The following is a 12,457-nucleotide window of genomic DNA, read 5'->3' on the forward strand; positions in this document are numbered from 1 at the left end:
CGGCGGTCTAGCCGCCACCAATAGCATGAACCACTTCCAGCTGATCGCCGTCCACAAGCGTGGTATCGGCGTGCTGGCTGCGGGGTACGATATCGAGGTTTCGTTCCACGGCTACCCGTTTTCCGGTCAGTTCAAGCCGGACGAGCAAGTCCGCCACGGTGGCACCGTCAGGAAGTTCGAAAGATTCGCCGTTCAATTGAATGCGCATGGCAGAAGCGGTCTGAAATGTATGAAGGGCTGCATTCTAGCCCCTTCTGCCACGATGACCAACGTTGTATCGTCATCTAGGCCAGACGCCAGGCCACCAATCCAAGACAAACCCACCCTGCCAGGAAGGCGAGCCCGCCAAAAGGCGTGACGATGCCCAGCTTGCTGATACCGGACAATGTCAGAACATAAAGGCTGCCAGAGAACAGAATAATCCCTATGGCGAAGAAGGCGCCGGCCAAGCTAACCAAACGCCCCTGCAGATGCGTAGCCAGCAGGGCAACGCCCAGCAATGCCAGGGCATGTATGAGCTGATATAACACGCCGGTCTGGAATACAGCCAGGTGCTCCGGCGACAGTCGCCCTTTCAAACCATGGGCGGCGAATGCACCAAGGCCGACGCCAGTAAAGCCAAACACGGCGGCCAGCATGAGAAACGTACGAAGCATGGATAACTCCCAGACAGAATCGAAGCGATCGTTATAATGGACCGCTCATAACTAAAGACCAAGTCGCATGGTGCGCTCTCTTCTACGCCGTCTATTTCGCTACATACTCATCTCCATGGCTGCGAGCGTACTGCTCGTGTTGCTCTTTCGCTGGGTGCCCCCACCCGGCTCGATGGTCATGGTCGAACGAAAGATAGAATCCTGGATCGATGGCAAGCCCATCGATCTGCAGCGGGACTGGCGGCCATGGCGTGAACTACCAGACAACCTGAAGATGTCGGTGGTGGCAGGAGAGGATCAACACTTTAGTGAGCACTGGGGCTTCGACATGGACGCCATTCGTCAGGCCTTCAGCCATAACGAAGCCGGTGGCTCCCTACGTGGAGCTAGCACGATCAGTCAGCAGGTTGCCAAGAATCTATTTCTCTGGACGGGCCGTAGCTGGGTACGTAAAGGCCTGGAAGCCTGGTTTACCGTGCTGATTGAAACCCTTTGGCCCAAGCAGCGCATCCTGGAGGTTTACCTCAACAGCGTTGAATGGGATTCTGGCGTCTTCGGCGCTGAAGCCGCTGCGCAGCACCATTTCGGTATTGGCGCACCGTACCTGTCGGATCGACAGGCCAGCCTGCTGGCTGCCATTCTGCCCAACCCTAGGGAATGGAGTCCAAGTCATCCTAGCGCTTACGTCAGCCGTCGTGCCAACTGGATACGGCAGCAGGTCCGGCAGTTGGGCGGTAGTGACTACCTGTTGCACATGAAATAAAAAAGGCCCTGGTAATAACCAGGGCCTTTTTTGATCAACCAGCGAGATAGGACGAGCGGGTCAATCCCAGACGCAAGGCATCCAGATACTGCGTACGCTCGCGTGCAGTCAGCTTTGCCCCGGCTACCTTGTCGCGGTAGTAGGTCATCAGCTCCTCTGGCGAGAGGTGCACATAGCGAAGCATGTCTTCAATGGTGTCATGAGTCTCGATGCCACCATGACGCACAGTGCCATCCGCATCCTGATAGACGTTGACCGAGTCCGTATCGCCAAACAGGTTATGCATATCGCCCAGGATTTCCTGATAGGCACCTACCAGGAATACACCCAACATGTAATCTTCATTCGAACGCACATCGTGAACCGGCAAACTGGTCTCGATACTCTGCTCATCTACGTAATGGTTGATTTTGCCGTCCGAGTCACAGGTCAGATCCTGTAACACCGCGCGGCGCATCGGCTCTTCATCCAGACGCGTCAGCGGTACGATAGGCAGGATCTGCCCTATCGCCCAGGTATCCGGCAAGCTCTGGAAAACTGAGAAATTGCAGATGTACTTGTCTGCCAGCTTATCGTTCAGTTCGTCCAACACCTGGCGATGCGAACGCTGGCGTGCCTTGAGCTGATTGTAGAGTCGACGGCAGATCGCAAAGTAGCATTGCTCTGCAAGCGCCTTGTCACTCAGGCTCAGGCGACCTGACGCATACTGCGCAGAGGCTTCGCTCACGTACTGGGTTGCACGCCAATAGGTCTCGGTCACCATTTCCGGATCGGTATCACCCAGCAGCTCAACCAGCCACTGCACGACTTCAGGCTTGTCGGAGAAATTCTCGATATCAGGCATGGCGTCGTTGTTGCGCTCGACATCGGTTACCTGCATGACCAGCACGGCATGGTGCGCAGTCATGGCACGGCCACTTTCCGAGAAAATGTTTGGATGTGGAAGGCCCTGACGATCGCAGAACTCCTTGAGCATCCCCACGACCGTCGCGGCATAGTCATCCATGTCGTAATTGATGGAACTGGCGTTACGCGAGTGCGTACCGTCGTAGTCCACACCCAGGCCACCGCCCACATCGACATGATCGACCGGCAATCCAAGCGCGCGCAGTTCGGCGTAATACCGAATGGCCTCACGGAAACCCTGACGATAGTCAGCCAGATTGGCAATCTGCGAACCCATATGGAAATGTAGCAGGCGAACCCCCTGCTCGAGTCCTGCCTTGCGGAAACGCTCGATCACGGACAGCAGCTGTGCCGCCGACAGGCCAAACTTGGACTTTTCGCCCCCGGTATCGGCCCATTTGCTGGAAGCCAGCGATGACAGGCGAACGCGGAGACCTACCTGCGGAGTCACCTTGAGATCGGCCGCCTCTTCAATCACCAGCGGGACTTCGGACTCCTTCTCGATCACGATGAAGACGTTGTGACCAAGCTTGAGCCCCATCAAGGCCAGGCGTATGAATTCGCGATCCTTGTAACCGTTGCAAACGATGGTGCCCCCCTTGGGCGCCAGCGCCAGCACAGCCATCAGCTCAGGTTTGGAGCCAGCCTCGAGCCCGATCGACACATTACGCGTGGCAATAATGTTCTCGACGACCGCTTCCTGCTGATTGACCTTGATCGGATACAGGGCCGTGTACTGACCACCATATTCCATTCGCTCGATATTGGCATCGAACGCACCGGTCAGTGCCCGCACGCGACCTTGCAGAATGTCAGGGAAGCGCACCAATAGAGGCAGCGAAAGGCCCGCCTCGCACAGTTGCCCCACCAGTAGATGAAGGTCGATGGGCTCTCCATCGGGACCATGAGGACGGACTTCGACATTGCCGATGTCATTGATAGCGAAGTAGCCAGCGCCCCAGTGGCGAATGCCGTACACACTACGGCTATCGGCTACGGTCCATTGGCTGCCGTCATCTTTGCGCGTACGTCGTGGGGACATCCGCCAGATTCTCCTGTTGAAAGGTAATAAGGTGTTGACCGCAGATCGCTGCGGTAAGTTTGGATAGATATGGCCTGAACGTGGAACCGTTCGTTTAACCGCCGGACTTCTTGGCTTTGAAACCGCGTTTGGTCAGCTCGTCAATCAGCAGGTCGACATGATCGCCCTGAATCTCGATGACGCCATCCTTCAACGCACCACCAGTACCGCACCGCCGCTTCAGTGTGCTCGCCAATTCTTTCAATTCATCGGCCGTCACAGGCACACCACTGACCGTGGTCACGGTCTTGCCGCCACGACCTTTGGTTTCGCGGCGAACACGTGCAATACCGTCTCCAGCCTGCACGGGGGCCTGCTTACAGAGGCAGTCAGCGAGAGGTTTGTTACAAGCCGGGCAATGACGACCACTATCGGTGGAATACACCAGGCCGCCGAGACCGGCAAAGGAAGAGGCTTTCTTGACCACCGGGCATTCCTCACAGGGTCAGGATAGCGACAGGCTGGAGAACCAACCAAGAGCGCCCCACTCTGGCAGGGGCTGCGCATCAAAAGGTCGCGCAATTTACCAGCATTGAACGCAAATGCTAAGTACAAATTTGCGTCAATGCTGGATATTTTCATGACAGGCTCACAGAAAACCTGCTGCTGGGCTCATTACCCTTTTCGTGTCGGTGGCGCCATGAATTCCGGCCCTACCGGATCAGTCACATGTCGGGTCAGAATTTTATCGATTTCGTCTAGCTCCTCCTGGCTCAGGGACCAGCCGAATGCCTCGTCTACTCCCTCGATCTGCTCGGGCTTTCGTGCGCCCCACAGCGCAATCGTTGGGCCCTTATCAAGAATCCAGCGGATAGCCAGCGCCAGGACCGTCTTGTCATGGCGAGCACGGGCGTAATCCTCCAGCGCGGCCACTGCTGCAAGGTACTGCTCAAAACGCGGTGACTGAAACTTTGGATCGACCTTGCGCAAATCGTCCCCATCAAACCGTGTCGAGGGTGACATTTTACCGGCCAGCAGGCCGCGGCACAGTGCCCCGTAAGCCAACACCGCCAGCCCGTGATCCTTGGCATAAGACAGTACGTCCTTTTCGATATCGCGCTCGAACAGGTTATAGGGAGGCTGTACCGCTGCCAGAGGGGCAACATCGCGAAAGGCATCCATCTGCTCAGGCGAGAAGTTGCTGACGCCCAGGGCCAGCACTTTTCCTTCCTGGCGCAGCTTTTCCAACTCGCGGGCAGTCTCGTCAATGGGCGTCAAGGGGTCTGGCCAATGTACCTGGTAAAGGTCGATGTGATCGGTCTTGAGGCGACGCAGGGAGTCTTCGATTTCCTGACGGATACGGGCCGGAGTAGCGTTACGGAATGGGCCGTCATCATTCCAGTCCAGTGCAACCTTGGTAGCAATCACTGCTTTATCGCGTATTCCTTCCAGCGCCTTGCCCACGATCTCTTCGGAATTGCCGAAACCATAGACGGGCGCAGTATCAATCAGATTGATACCACGCTCTACTGCACTGCGGATCGTGGCGATGGCCTTGGATTCATCACTACCGCCCCACATCCAGCCGCCAATCGCCCAGGTACCCAGGGCGATGCGGCTGACGGGACGGGATATACCTTGAATAGTCAATGTTTCAACTGACATGAGACCTCCTGTATGGCTCAGGGGTGGATAGGCTGATAACGCCTGATAAGCGCAAGACATGCGTATGGAGAGGTATTGAACAGGCCGTTCAATGAAAGTTGCCTGGCTGCAGCGCAACACTGCAGCCAGGCGAGGTATCAACCCTGCTCCATCAGCTGGCGCAAGTCGATAATTGCCGCATTGGCGCGGGAGATGTAATTGGCAATCACCAGGGAATGGTTAGCCAGAATACCGAAGCCACTGCCATTGAGAATCATCGGGCTCCAGACCGGCTGCTGAGCGGCCTCCAGCTCACGAATGATTTCGCGCACGTTTACCGTTGCGTTCTTCTTGGCCAGCACATCGGCAAAATCTACTTCGATAGCGCGCAGGATATGAGACAGCGCCCAGGCCTGCCCGCGTGCCTCGTAGAAAACGTTATCTATCTGAAGCCAGGGCGTTTTAACGATACGCTCGTGAACTTCAGGCACCTGTCCGGGGAGCAGATCCTGATTGGGATTGATGTCAGCATCCAGACGAGAGCGGCCCACACTGGCGGAGAGCCGTTGTGACAGGGACCCCAGGCGAGTCTCTACGTCGCCCAGCCAGTTACGCAGGTTATCGGCACGCGCGTAAAAGAGCGCACGCTGCTGCTCCTGCCCACCCAGACGCGCCAAGTAAAGGTCAAGGGAGCGAATACCCGCACGATATTCAGACTCCGAAGACGGCATCGCCCAGCTACGGTTGTCAAAGTTGAAGTGTGGCTCGGCCTTGGCCAAATCAACATCTTCCGTTGACTGAGACTGAGAGCGGGCAAAGTCCTTGCGCAGCGCACGGGAAAGATCACGTACCTGCACCAGGACGCCGTATTCCCAGGAAGGCATGTTGTCGAGCCAGAGACCAGGGGGCGCAACATCGTTGGACAGATAGCCGCCTGGCTTGTCGAGCAAAGTGCCCGCCACCATCTTGAGTGTCTCTACCGTGGTATAACCCAGGGCCAGTTTGCGTTGAGCGGCAGCCGCCGCTTCCTGGGCATGCTGCTGGACAGGAAAGCGGTCCGGCTCGCGGCTCCAGTACCAACTCAGGATAAACATCACGAGCAGATAAAGGCCGATGATGATAGCCACGGCGCGCAGCCAGGGGCGGCCGCCAACAGCCGAAGCGCCGTCTGTCCGCCGCCTCCAACTGCTTGTACGATTCTTCCAGTCCAGCATGATGTTATTCCTTATAGTCGACTCCAGCGTTCGACCACGTCTATGACAAGGGGTTGCCGATTAAGTACGCTCGGTAGTGTACATAAGCCGTTCAGCTCTTGGTCCTAATGTTGCTCGATCCTGAGCCGATGACCTAGCAAGGCGATGCTGGTAGGCTTTAGTGATGGCCTATCGCCACCGATCTTTACTCAGGACGAGCCGGACTACCATGAGCGAGCATGACGATCCTTCACTGGACCGTATCAAGAACCATTTTGCCCAAAGGGTCATCACCCAGGCCAGACATGTTCTGGAAATCTGGCAACGCCTGCATCGTGTGGAGTGGAGTACGGCAAGCCTGGAAGAGCTGACCGAGGCCAACAATCGCCTCCTGCGCTATGCCCAGCGATTCGATCAGCAGGAGCACAACCAGCTGGCAGAACGGATTGCTGGCTGTCTTTTGGCCGTCGAGGCCAACCGGGGACGCCTGACCAGTACAACGATTTCAGAACTGAGCCAGCTCATGCAAAGCTTGTCTCGCACTGGCTTACGCCATGGCGATCAGCTGGAAAGCACCAACCTGCCCCCGTTGCGCAAGCCTATTTATATTGCCCTGCAGGATCGGGAGCGCTCTGAGCGCCTGGCCCTGCAAATGGAGTACTTTGGCGTCACGATTCATATCTTCGAAGACGCAGTCACATTCCGCCAGGCTATTTCCGAGCGCCACCCGGCAGTGCTCATCATGGAAGTGGATTTCAACGGCCCGGGCGCAGGTCTTCAGCTGACAGCCGAAATCCAGGCGAACCTGACTATCAAGCTGCCAGTGCTGTTCTTCAGCCATGAGGAAGCCGATACCGCCATGCGTCTGGCAGCCGTACGCGCGGGTGGCCACGAGTTCTATACCGGCACCCTGGATGCCTCGCACCTGCTTGAAAAGGTCGAAACGCTGACCCGCGTCGCCTATTACGACCCGATCCGCGCCCTGATCGTCGACGACTCGCGCGCTCAGGCGATGCACACGGAAATGTCCCTGAATAGCGCTGGTATTGTGACGCGCACCCTGCTCAACCCGACTGCCGTGATGCCGCATCTTGCCGAGTTCAACCCGGACCTGATCATTCTGGACATGTATATGCCGGAATGCATGGGGACGGAGCTGGCCAAGGTCATCCGTCAGCATGAGCGCTATGTAAGCGTCCCGATTATCTACCTTTCGGCTGAAGGTGATCTGGACAAGCAGCTGGATGCCATGAGCGAAGGCGGCGATGATTTTTTGACCAAGCCGATCAAACCCCGCCACTTGATCGCCACCGTGCGTACACGCGCCGCCAGGGCACGTAACCTCAAAGCGCGCATCGTTCAGGACAGTCTGACAGGTCTGTATAACCATACCCACATTTTGCAGCTCCTGGAGGACGCGAGTTTTCTGGCTCGCCGACGCAGCAAAAGCCTGTCGTTTGTCATGCTCGATATCGATCACTTCAAAAAAGTGAACGATCAATATGGCCATCCTATGGGGGATCGCGTAATCAAGAGCCTGGCCCTGTTTCTGAAACAGCGCCTGCGCAAGACCGATCATATCGGCCGTTACGGTGGCGAGGAGTTCGCCGTGGTGCTGCAGGACACCGATAGCCAGAATGCCCTGCGACTGATCGATGAAATCCGCAAACGGTTTTCAGAAATTTGCTATCCAGCCCAGCAGGAAAGCCTCTTCTGCACGTTCAGCGCAGGGGTTGCACAGTTGCAGCCCGACCAGGACATCAAGAGCCTGGCCAGGCAGGCTGATGAGGCGCTTTATCAGGCCAAGCGCGGTGGGCGTAACCGCGTGGAAATCTATCAGCCCCAGCCGTCAGCCTGACAATCCATCACGCATATGGAGACAATTCCTGAGGGCTAGCGGCGAACGCTTTCGGTATCATGGCCGGGAGTTTCACCTGCCGAGAGTGTCATGCGCCGCCTGTTATTTCTGCTTTTGCTGATTATCGCCCCGCCCGTCTCTGCCGGCCTGTTTGACGGTAACCGTCCTGCATCGACTCTTGGCGCTTCAAGTAACGCCAGCGACTTTCTACCTGTTGACCAGGCGTTCCGGCTGGAGCAGCTCGAATCCACTCCTGATAAACAGGTGCTGCGTTTCATTATTGCAGACGGCTATTACCTGTATCGGCATCGCTTTCAATTCAGCACACAACCAGAGGGCCTGACACAGGACATTGTCTTACCGGCTGGAGAACCCAAGCATGATGAGTGGTTCGGCGATGTACAGGTTTATCATCATGTAGTGGATATCGAGGTCCCGCTGGCCCAGGCAGGAGCATCCGGACAGCTGTTCATTACCTACCAGGGCTGCGCGGACAAGGGGCTGTGTTACCCGCCGGAAACCAAGCAGATCGCATTGGGTGATGCCTCTGCCTTACCCGCTACCGTGCCCTCTTCAACGACAGTCGAAACCGCATGGCACTGGCGTGACATGCTCCTGTTTTTCCTGGCAGGCCTGGGGTTGACCTTTACCCCTTGCGTACTGCCCATGCTGCCTATCATGTCTTCAGTCCTGCTTCACGGTCGGGACAGAAGCTCTCATACAGCAGGCCGCGGGTTATTTCTTTCTCTGGTGTATGTCGTGCACATGGCAGGGTGCTTTGCCCTCCTGGGCTCGCTGATGGGGCTTTTTGGCGCAAGCCTCAATCTGCAGGCACGTCTGCAGTCGGCCTGGGTGCTCGTTCCCTTTGCTGCATTCTTCGTAGCCTTTGCACTGGCCATGTTTGGACTGTTCGAGCTTCGCCTGCCCGCCTTTATCCGAAACCCAGTCGACCGCCTGGCCAGTGGCGCGAAGGGCGGCTCCGTACTAGGTGCAGCCACGCTGGGCGTTCTTTCCAGCCTGTTGGTATCGCCGTGTGTCTCGGCGCCACTGGCGGGTGCATTGCTCTACATCAGCAGCAGTGGTGATGCGTTAGGCGGTGGACTCAAGCTGTTTGCTCTGGGCTTGGGGATGGGTACTCCACTTATTCTTTTTGCTACAGGCGGTGGGGCTCTCCTACCCAAATCCGGTGCCTGGATGGTGGGTGTACGAAACGCCTTTGGCGTTCTGCTCCTCGGAGTAGCCGTCTGGATGCTGGAACGCTTGCTGCCCGGCCCTGTGGCATTGGCCCTATGGGGCTTGCTGGCCGGCGGAACCGGGCTGTTCCTTGGAGCCTTGGAGTTGACACCCAAGACTCCCCGTCAAAAGCTGGCTCAGCTTTTGGGACTGGCCTTGCTGGTCTATGCCGTAGCGGCATGGATTGGTGCGCTGCAAGGCCGCTCAGATCCGCTTCGCCCGCTCACAATGACCTCATCTCCTGCCACCCTGTCTAGCAGTACCAGCGCCTCGAATTGGCAGACGGTCAGTACGCCCGCCGAACTGGATGCTGCCTTGAAGGCCGCAAAGGATGCGGGGCAACCCCTTCTGCTCGACTGGTATGCCGACTGGTGCATCAGCTGCAAGGTAATCGAGCGTGAAGTGTTCAACGATCCTGCCATCATGGCCCGGCTGACTGCCTTTCGTCTGATACGCTTCGACATTACGGCCAGCAACGCACAACAGCGTGCTCTTCTGGATCGTTACCACCTCTTTGGCCCGCCCGCGATCCAGTTTTTTGATCGCAAGGGACAGGAAGCCCAAGACCTGAGGGTCATTGGTGAAATCGGCGCAGATGCGTTTGCCAAACACCTCGAACGCGCTCAAGAAACCTTATAACCCCCAATTAGATAAAATTTCGCCCAACGTGCTGGCATTTACAGCAAACATCGGGCGACTGGACAGTCAGCGAGCAATGCGGCATAGTCCGCGGCCATCGCTTTGCCTGTTGAAGGATGTCGTCATGGCTACGCTGCTGGTCCTGCATGGACCCAACCTGAATCTGCTGGGCACCCGCGAGCCGGGCGTCTACGGCGCGGTCACGCTGGATGAAATCAACCAGGATCTCAAGTGTCGCGCGGAAGCGGCCGGACATACACTGGACTATTTCCAGAGCAATGCCGAGCACCAACTGATCGAACGAATCCATGCCGCTCGTCATGAAGGCGTGGATTTTATTGTGATCAATCCTGCTGCCTTCACTCACACCAGCGTTGCGCTACGTGACGCATTGCTGGCTGTGAGCATCCCATTCATCGAGGTGCATCTTTCAAACGTGCACAAGCGAGAACCCTTTCGTCATCACTCCTACTTTTCAGACGTTGCCGTAGGGGTGATCTGCGGTCTCGGTGCCAGCGGTTATCGCATGGCGCTTGACGCTGCAATCGAAATGACAGGCAAGGCACAGAACGCCTAGCCGCTGCATAACCGGGCATTGAATCGACACCTCGATGTGCCCGACAAAAACTTAAACGTAACAGACCTTAGGGGAGTGCCAACGTTAATGGACATTCGTAAAGTCAAGAAGCTGATCGAACTGCTGGAAGAATCCGGAATCGACGAACTGGAGATCCGTGAAGGCGAAGAATCCGTTCGCATCAGCCGTCAGAGTCAGCGTGCTGTACAGACTGCTGTCTACGCTGCTCCGCCCGTCGCTGCCCCGGCTGCTGCACCCGCTCCGGTTGCTGCCCCGGCTGCCGAAGCACCCGCTGCGCAACAACTGACAGGCAACGTGGTTCGCTCGCCCATGGTAGGCACTTTCTATCGCGCCTCCTCTCCTACCTCCGCGCCTTTCGCCGAAGTGGGTCAGGCCGTGAAAAAAGGCGATATCGTCTGCATCGTTGAAGCCATGAAAATGATGAACCACATCGAAGCCGAAACCAGCGGTACCATCGGCGCTGTCCTGGTCGAAAACGGCCAGCCGGTTGAGTTTGACCAGCCGCTGTTCACCATTGTCTGATCGACAGGAGTCCGCGATGCTGGAAAAAGTCCTGATCGCCAACCGCGGGGAAATTGCCCTGCGTGTGGTTCGTGCCTGCAAGGAGTTGGGCATCAAGACGGTGGCCGTACACTCCACCGCTGATCGTGAGTTGATGCACTTGTCCCTGGCCGACGAATCGGTCTGCATCGGCCCCGCCCCGTCTCCTCAGTCTTACCTGAACATCCCGGCCATCATCAGCGCAGCTGAAGTTACCGGCGCCACCGCTATTCACCCTGGCTACGGCTTCCTGGCAGAAAATGCCGACTTTGCCGAGCAGGTCGAGCGCTCCGGCTTTACCTTTGTCGGTCCGACCGCAGACGTGATCCGCCTAATGGGCGACAAGGTCTCCGCGAAGGATGCGATGAAAAAGGCAGGCGTACCCACGGTTCCCGGCTCCGATGGCGCGATGCCAACCGACGAAGCCGAGTGCCTGCGTATTGCACGCGAAGTGGGCTACCCGGTCATCATCAAGGCGGCTGGCGGCGGCGGTGGCCGTGGCATGCGCGTTGTTTACGAAGAGTCCGAGCTGATCAAGTCCATCAGCATGACTCAGACCGAAGCAGGCGCTGCGTTTGGCAACTCTACGGTTTATTTGGAAAAGTTTCTGGGCAACCCGCGTCACGTGGAAGTTCAGGTTCTGTCCGATGGCCAGGGCAATGCCGTTCACCTGTTCGACCGCGACTGCTCGCTGCAACGTCGTCACCAGAAAGTCATTGAAGAAGCACCTGCCCCGCAGATCGACGAAAAGGCACGTGCCGAAGTACTCGCCCGCTGCGTTCAGGCCTGCGTTGAGATCGGTTACCGCGGTGCCGGTACGTTCGAGTTCCTCTATGAGGACGGCCGTTTCTACTTCATCGAAATGAACACACGTGTTCAGGTGGAGCACCCGGTTACCGAGATGATTACCGGTGTCGACATCGTCAAGGAGATGCTGAGCATCGCCGCTGGCAACAAGCTGTCGATCAAACAGGAAGACATCAAGATCACCGGACACGCCATCGAGTGCCGGATCAACGCGGAAGACCCCAAGACCTTCATGCCCTCGCCTGGTTTGGTCAAGCACTTCCACGCGCCGGGCGGCAATGGCGTACGGGTCGATTCGCACCTGTACAGCGGTTACAAGGTTCCGCCGAACTACGACTCGCTGATCGCTAAGCTGATCACCTGGGGACGTGACCGTGACGAGGCCATGGCCCGCATGCGTAACGCGCTGGATGAACTGATTGTCGATGGCATCAAAACCAATGCCGACCTGCATCGCATGCTTACACGCGATGAAGCCTTTAGCAAAGGCGGTGTGAACATCCATTATCTGGAGAAGAAGCTAGGCTTGAAACACTAATAGCCTTGCTTGAAGCCCGGGCCGCACATGCGGCCCGTTGCTTTTTAAACTACCCATTTAC

12 protein-coding genes are annotated in these 12,457 nt (G+C 57.1%); 6 read left to right on the plus strand and 6 right to left on the minus strand.

The window, feature by feature from the left end:
- Nucleotides 1–7: 7 nt before the first annotated feature.
- Together thiS and JQR90_RS14795 are read right to left on the minus strand one after the other, a co-directional pair.
- Nucleotides 8–208: a sulfur carrier protein ThiS gene (gene thiS, locus JQR90_RS14790; protein ID WP_010795414.1), complete on the minus strand. Its 201-nt coding sequence runs from the start codon at nt 206–208 to the stop codon at nt 8–10.
- A 76-nt stretch (nt 209–284) separates the two neighbouring features.
- Complete coding sequence (locus JQR90_RS14795) at nt 285–656, minus strand: DUF423 domain-containing protein (protein ID WP_074824961.1); 372 nt, start codon at nt 654–656, stop codon at nt 285–287.
- 67 nt (nt 657–723) lie between these two features.
- On the opposite strand from JQR90_RS14795, the gene mtgA reads away from it, so the two are divergent.
- The gene (mtgA, locus tag JQR90_RS14800) at nt 724–1,419 is read left to right on the plus strand and encodes a monofunctional biosynthetic peptidoglycan transglycosylase (RefSeq protein WP_434140086.1); all 696 of its coding nucleotides are present in this window, start codon (nt 724–726) and stop codon (nt 1,417–1,419) included.
- Between the two features lie 34 nt (nt 1,420–1,453).
- Here the strand turns inward: mtgA and speA are convergent, their stop codons facing one another.
- From speA to JQR90_RS14820, 4 genes are all read right to left on the minus strand, one after another.
- Nucleotides 1,454–3,367, minus strand: a complete 1,914-nt coding sequence (gene speA / locus JQR90_RS14805) for an arginine decarboxylase (RefSeq protein ID WP_434140087.1) — start codon at nt 3,365–3,367, stop codon at nt 1,454–1,456.
- Between the two features lie 94 nt (nt 3,368–3,461).
- On the minus strand, nt 3,462–3,833 hold the full coding sequence (locus tag JQR90_RS14810) for a translation initiation factor Sui1 (protein ID WP_010795418.1): 372 nt from the start codon (nt 3,831–3,833) through the stop codon (nt 3,462–3,464).
- Nucleotides 3,834–4,021: 188 nt separating this feature from the next.
- Complete coding sequence (locus JQR90_RS14815; protein WP_010795419.1) at nt 4,022–5,011, minus strand: aldo/keto reductase; 990 nt, start codon at nt 5,009–5,011, stop codon at nt 4,022–4,024.
- Between the two features lie 137 nt (nt 5,012–5,148).
- Nucleotides 5,149–6,204, minus strand: a complete 1,056-nt coding sequence (locus JQR90_RS14820) for a DUF2333 family protein (protein ID WP_010795420.1) — start codon at nt 6,202–6,204, stop codon at nt 5,149–5,151.
- 208 nt (nt 6,205–6,412) lie between these two features.
- On the opposite strand from JQR90_RS14820, the gene JQR90_RS14825 reads away from it, so the two are divergent.
- The 5 genes from JQR90_RS14825 to accC all read left to right on the plus strand — a co-directional run bounded on the left by JQR90_RS14825 (nt 6,413) and on the right by accC (nt 12,396).
- Nucleotides 6,413–8,041: a response regulator gene (locus tag JQR90_RS14825; RefSeq protein ID WP_010795421.1), complete on the plus strand. Its 1,629-nt coding sequence runs from the start codon at nt 6,413–6,415 to the stop codon at nt 8,039–8,041.
- Between the two features lie 90 nt (nt 8,042–8,131).
- On the plus strand, nt 8,132–9,913 hold the full coding sequence (locus JQR90_RS14830) for a protein-disulfide reductase DsbD (RefSeq protein ID WP_073449457.1): 1,782 nt from the start codon (nt 8,132–8,134) through the stop codon (nt 9,911–9,913).
- A gap of 124 nt (nt 9,914–10,037) precedes the next feature.
- On the plus strand, nt 10,038–10,490 hold the full coding sequence (aroQ, locus tag JQR90_RS14835; protein WP_010795423.1) for a type II 3-dehydroquinate dehydratase: 453 nt from the start codon (nt 10,038–10,040) through the stop codon (nt 10,488–10,490).
- A gap of 87 nt (nt 10,491–10,577) precedes the next feature.
- The gene (gene accB, locus JQR90_RS14840; RefSeq protein ID WP_010795424.1) at nt 10,578–11,033 is read left to right on the plus strand and encodes an acetyl-CoA carboxylase biotin carboxyl carrier protein; all 456 of its coding nucleotides are present in this window, start codon (nt 10,578–10,580) and stop codon (nt 11,031–11,033) included.
- 16 nt (nt 11,034–11,049) lie between these two features.
- On the plus strand, nt 11,050–12,396 hold the full coding sequence (accC, locus tag JQR90_RS14845) for an acetyl-CoA carboxylase biotin carboxylase subunit (protein WP_010795425.1): 1,347 nt from the start codon (nt 11,050–11,052) through the stop codon (nt 12,394–12,396).
- Nucleotides 12,397–12,457: the final 61 nt, after the last annotated feature.

It is taken from the genome of Pseudomonas sp. JZ114 (assembly GCF_051027705.1).
Taxonomy (GTDB): Bacteria; Pseudomonadota; Gammaproteobacteria; order Pseudomonadales; family Pseudomonadaceae; genus Chryseomonas; species Chryseomonas luteola.

What these genes read in the sequence shown, in the direction of transcription:
- JQR90_RS14830 (WP_073449457.1), top strand. Translation starts at nt 8,132, where the DNA reads ATGCGCCGCCTGTTATTTCTGCTTTTGCTGATTATCGCCCCGCCCGTC.
- speA (WP_434140087.1), bottom strand. Translation starts at nt 3,367, where the DNA reads ATGTCCCCACGACGTACGCGCAAAGATGACGGCAGCCAATGGACCGTA.
- aroQ (WP_010795423.1), top strand. Translation starts at nt 10,038, where the DNA reads ATGGCTACGCTGCTGGTCCTGCATGGACCCAACCTGAATCTGCTGGGC.
- accC (WP_010795425.1), top strand. Translation starts at nt 11,050, where the DNA reads ATGCTGGAAAAAGTCCTGATCGCCAACCGCGGGGAAATTGCCCTGCGT.
- JQR90_RS14815 (WP_010795419.1), bottom strand. Translation starts at nt 5,011, where the DNA reads ATGTCAGTTGAAACATTGACTATTCAAGGTATATCCCGTCCCGTCAGC.
- accB (WP_010795424.1), top strand. Translation starts at nt 10,578, where the DNA reads ATGGACATTCGTAAAGTCAAGAAGCTGATCGAACTGCTGGAAGAATCC.
- JQR90_RS14820 (WP_010795420.1), bottom strand. Translation starts at nt 6,204, where the DNA reads ATGCTGGACTGGAAGAATCGTACAAGCAGTTGGAGGCGGCGGACAGAC.
- JQR90_RS14795 (WP_074824961.1), bottom strand. Translation starts at nt 656, where the DNA reads ATGCTTCGTACGTTTCTCATGCTGGCCGCCGTGTTTGGCTTTACTGGC.
- JQR90_RS14825 (WP_010795421.1), top strand. Translation starts at nt 6,413, where the DNA reads ATGAGCGAGCATGACGATCCTTCACTGGACCGTATCAAGAACCATTTT.
- mtgA (WP_434140086.1), top strand. Translation starts at nt 724, where the DNA reads ATGGTGCGCTCTCTTCTACGCCGTCTATTTCGCTACATACTCATCTCC.
- thiS (WP_010795414.1), bottom strand. Translation starts at nt 208, where the DNA reads ATGCGCATTCAATTGAACGGCGAATCTTTCGAACTTCCTGACGGTGCC.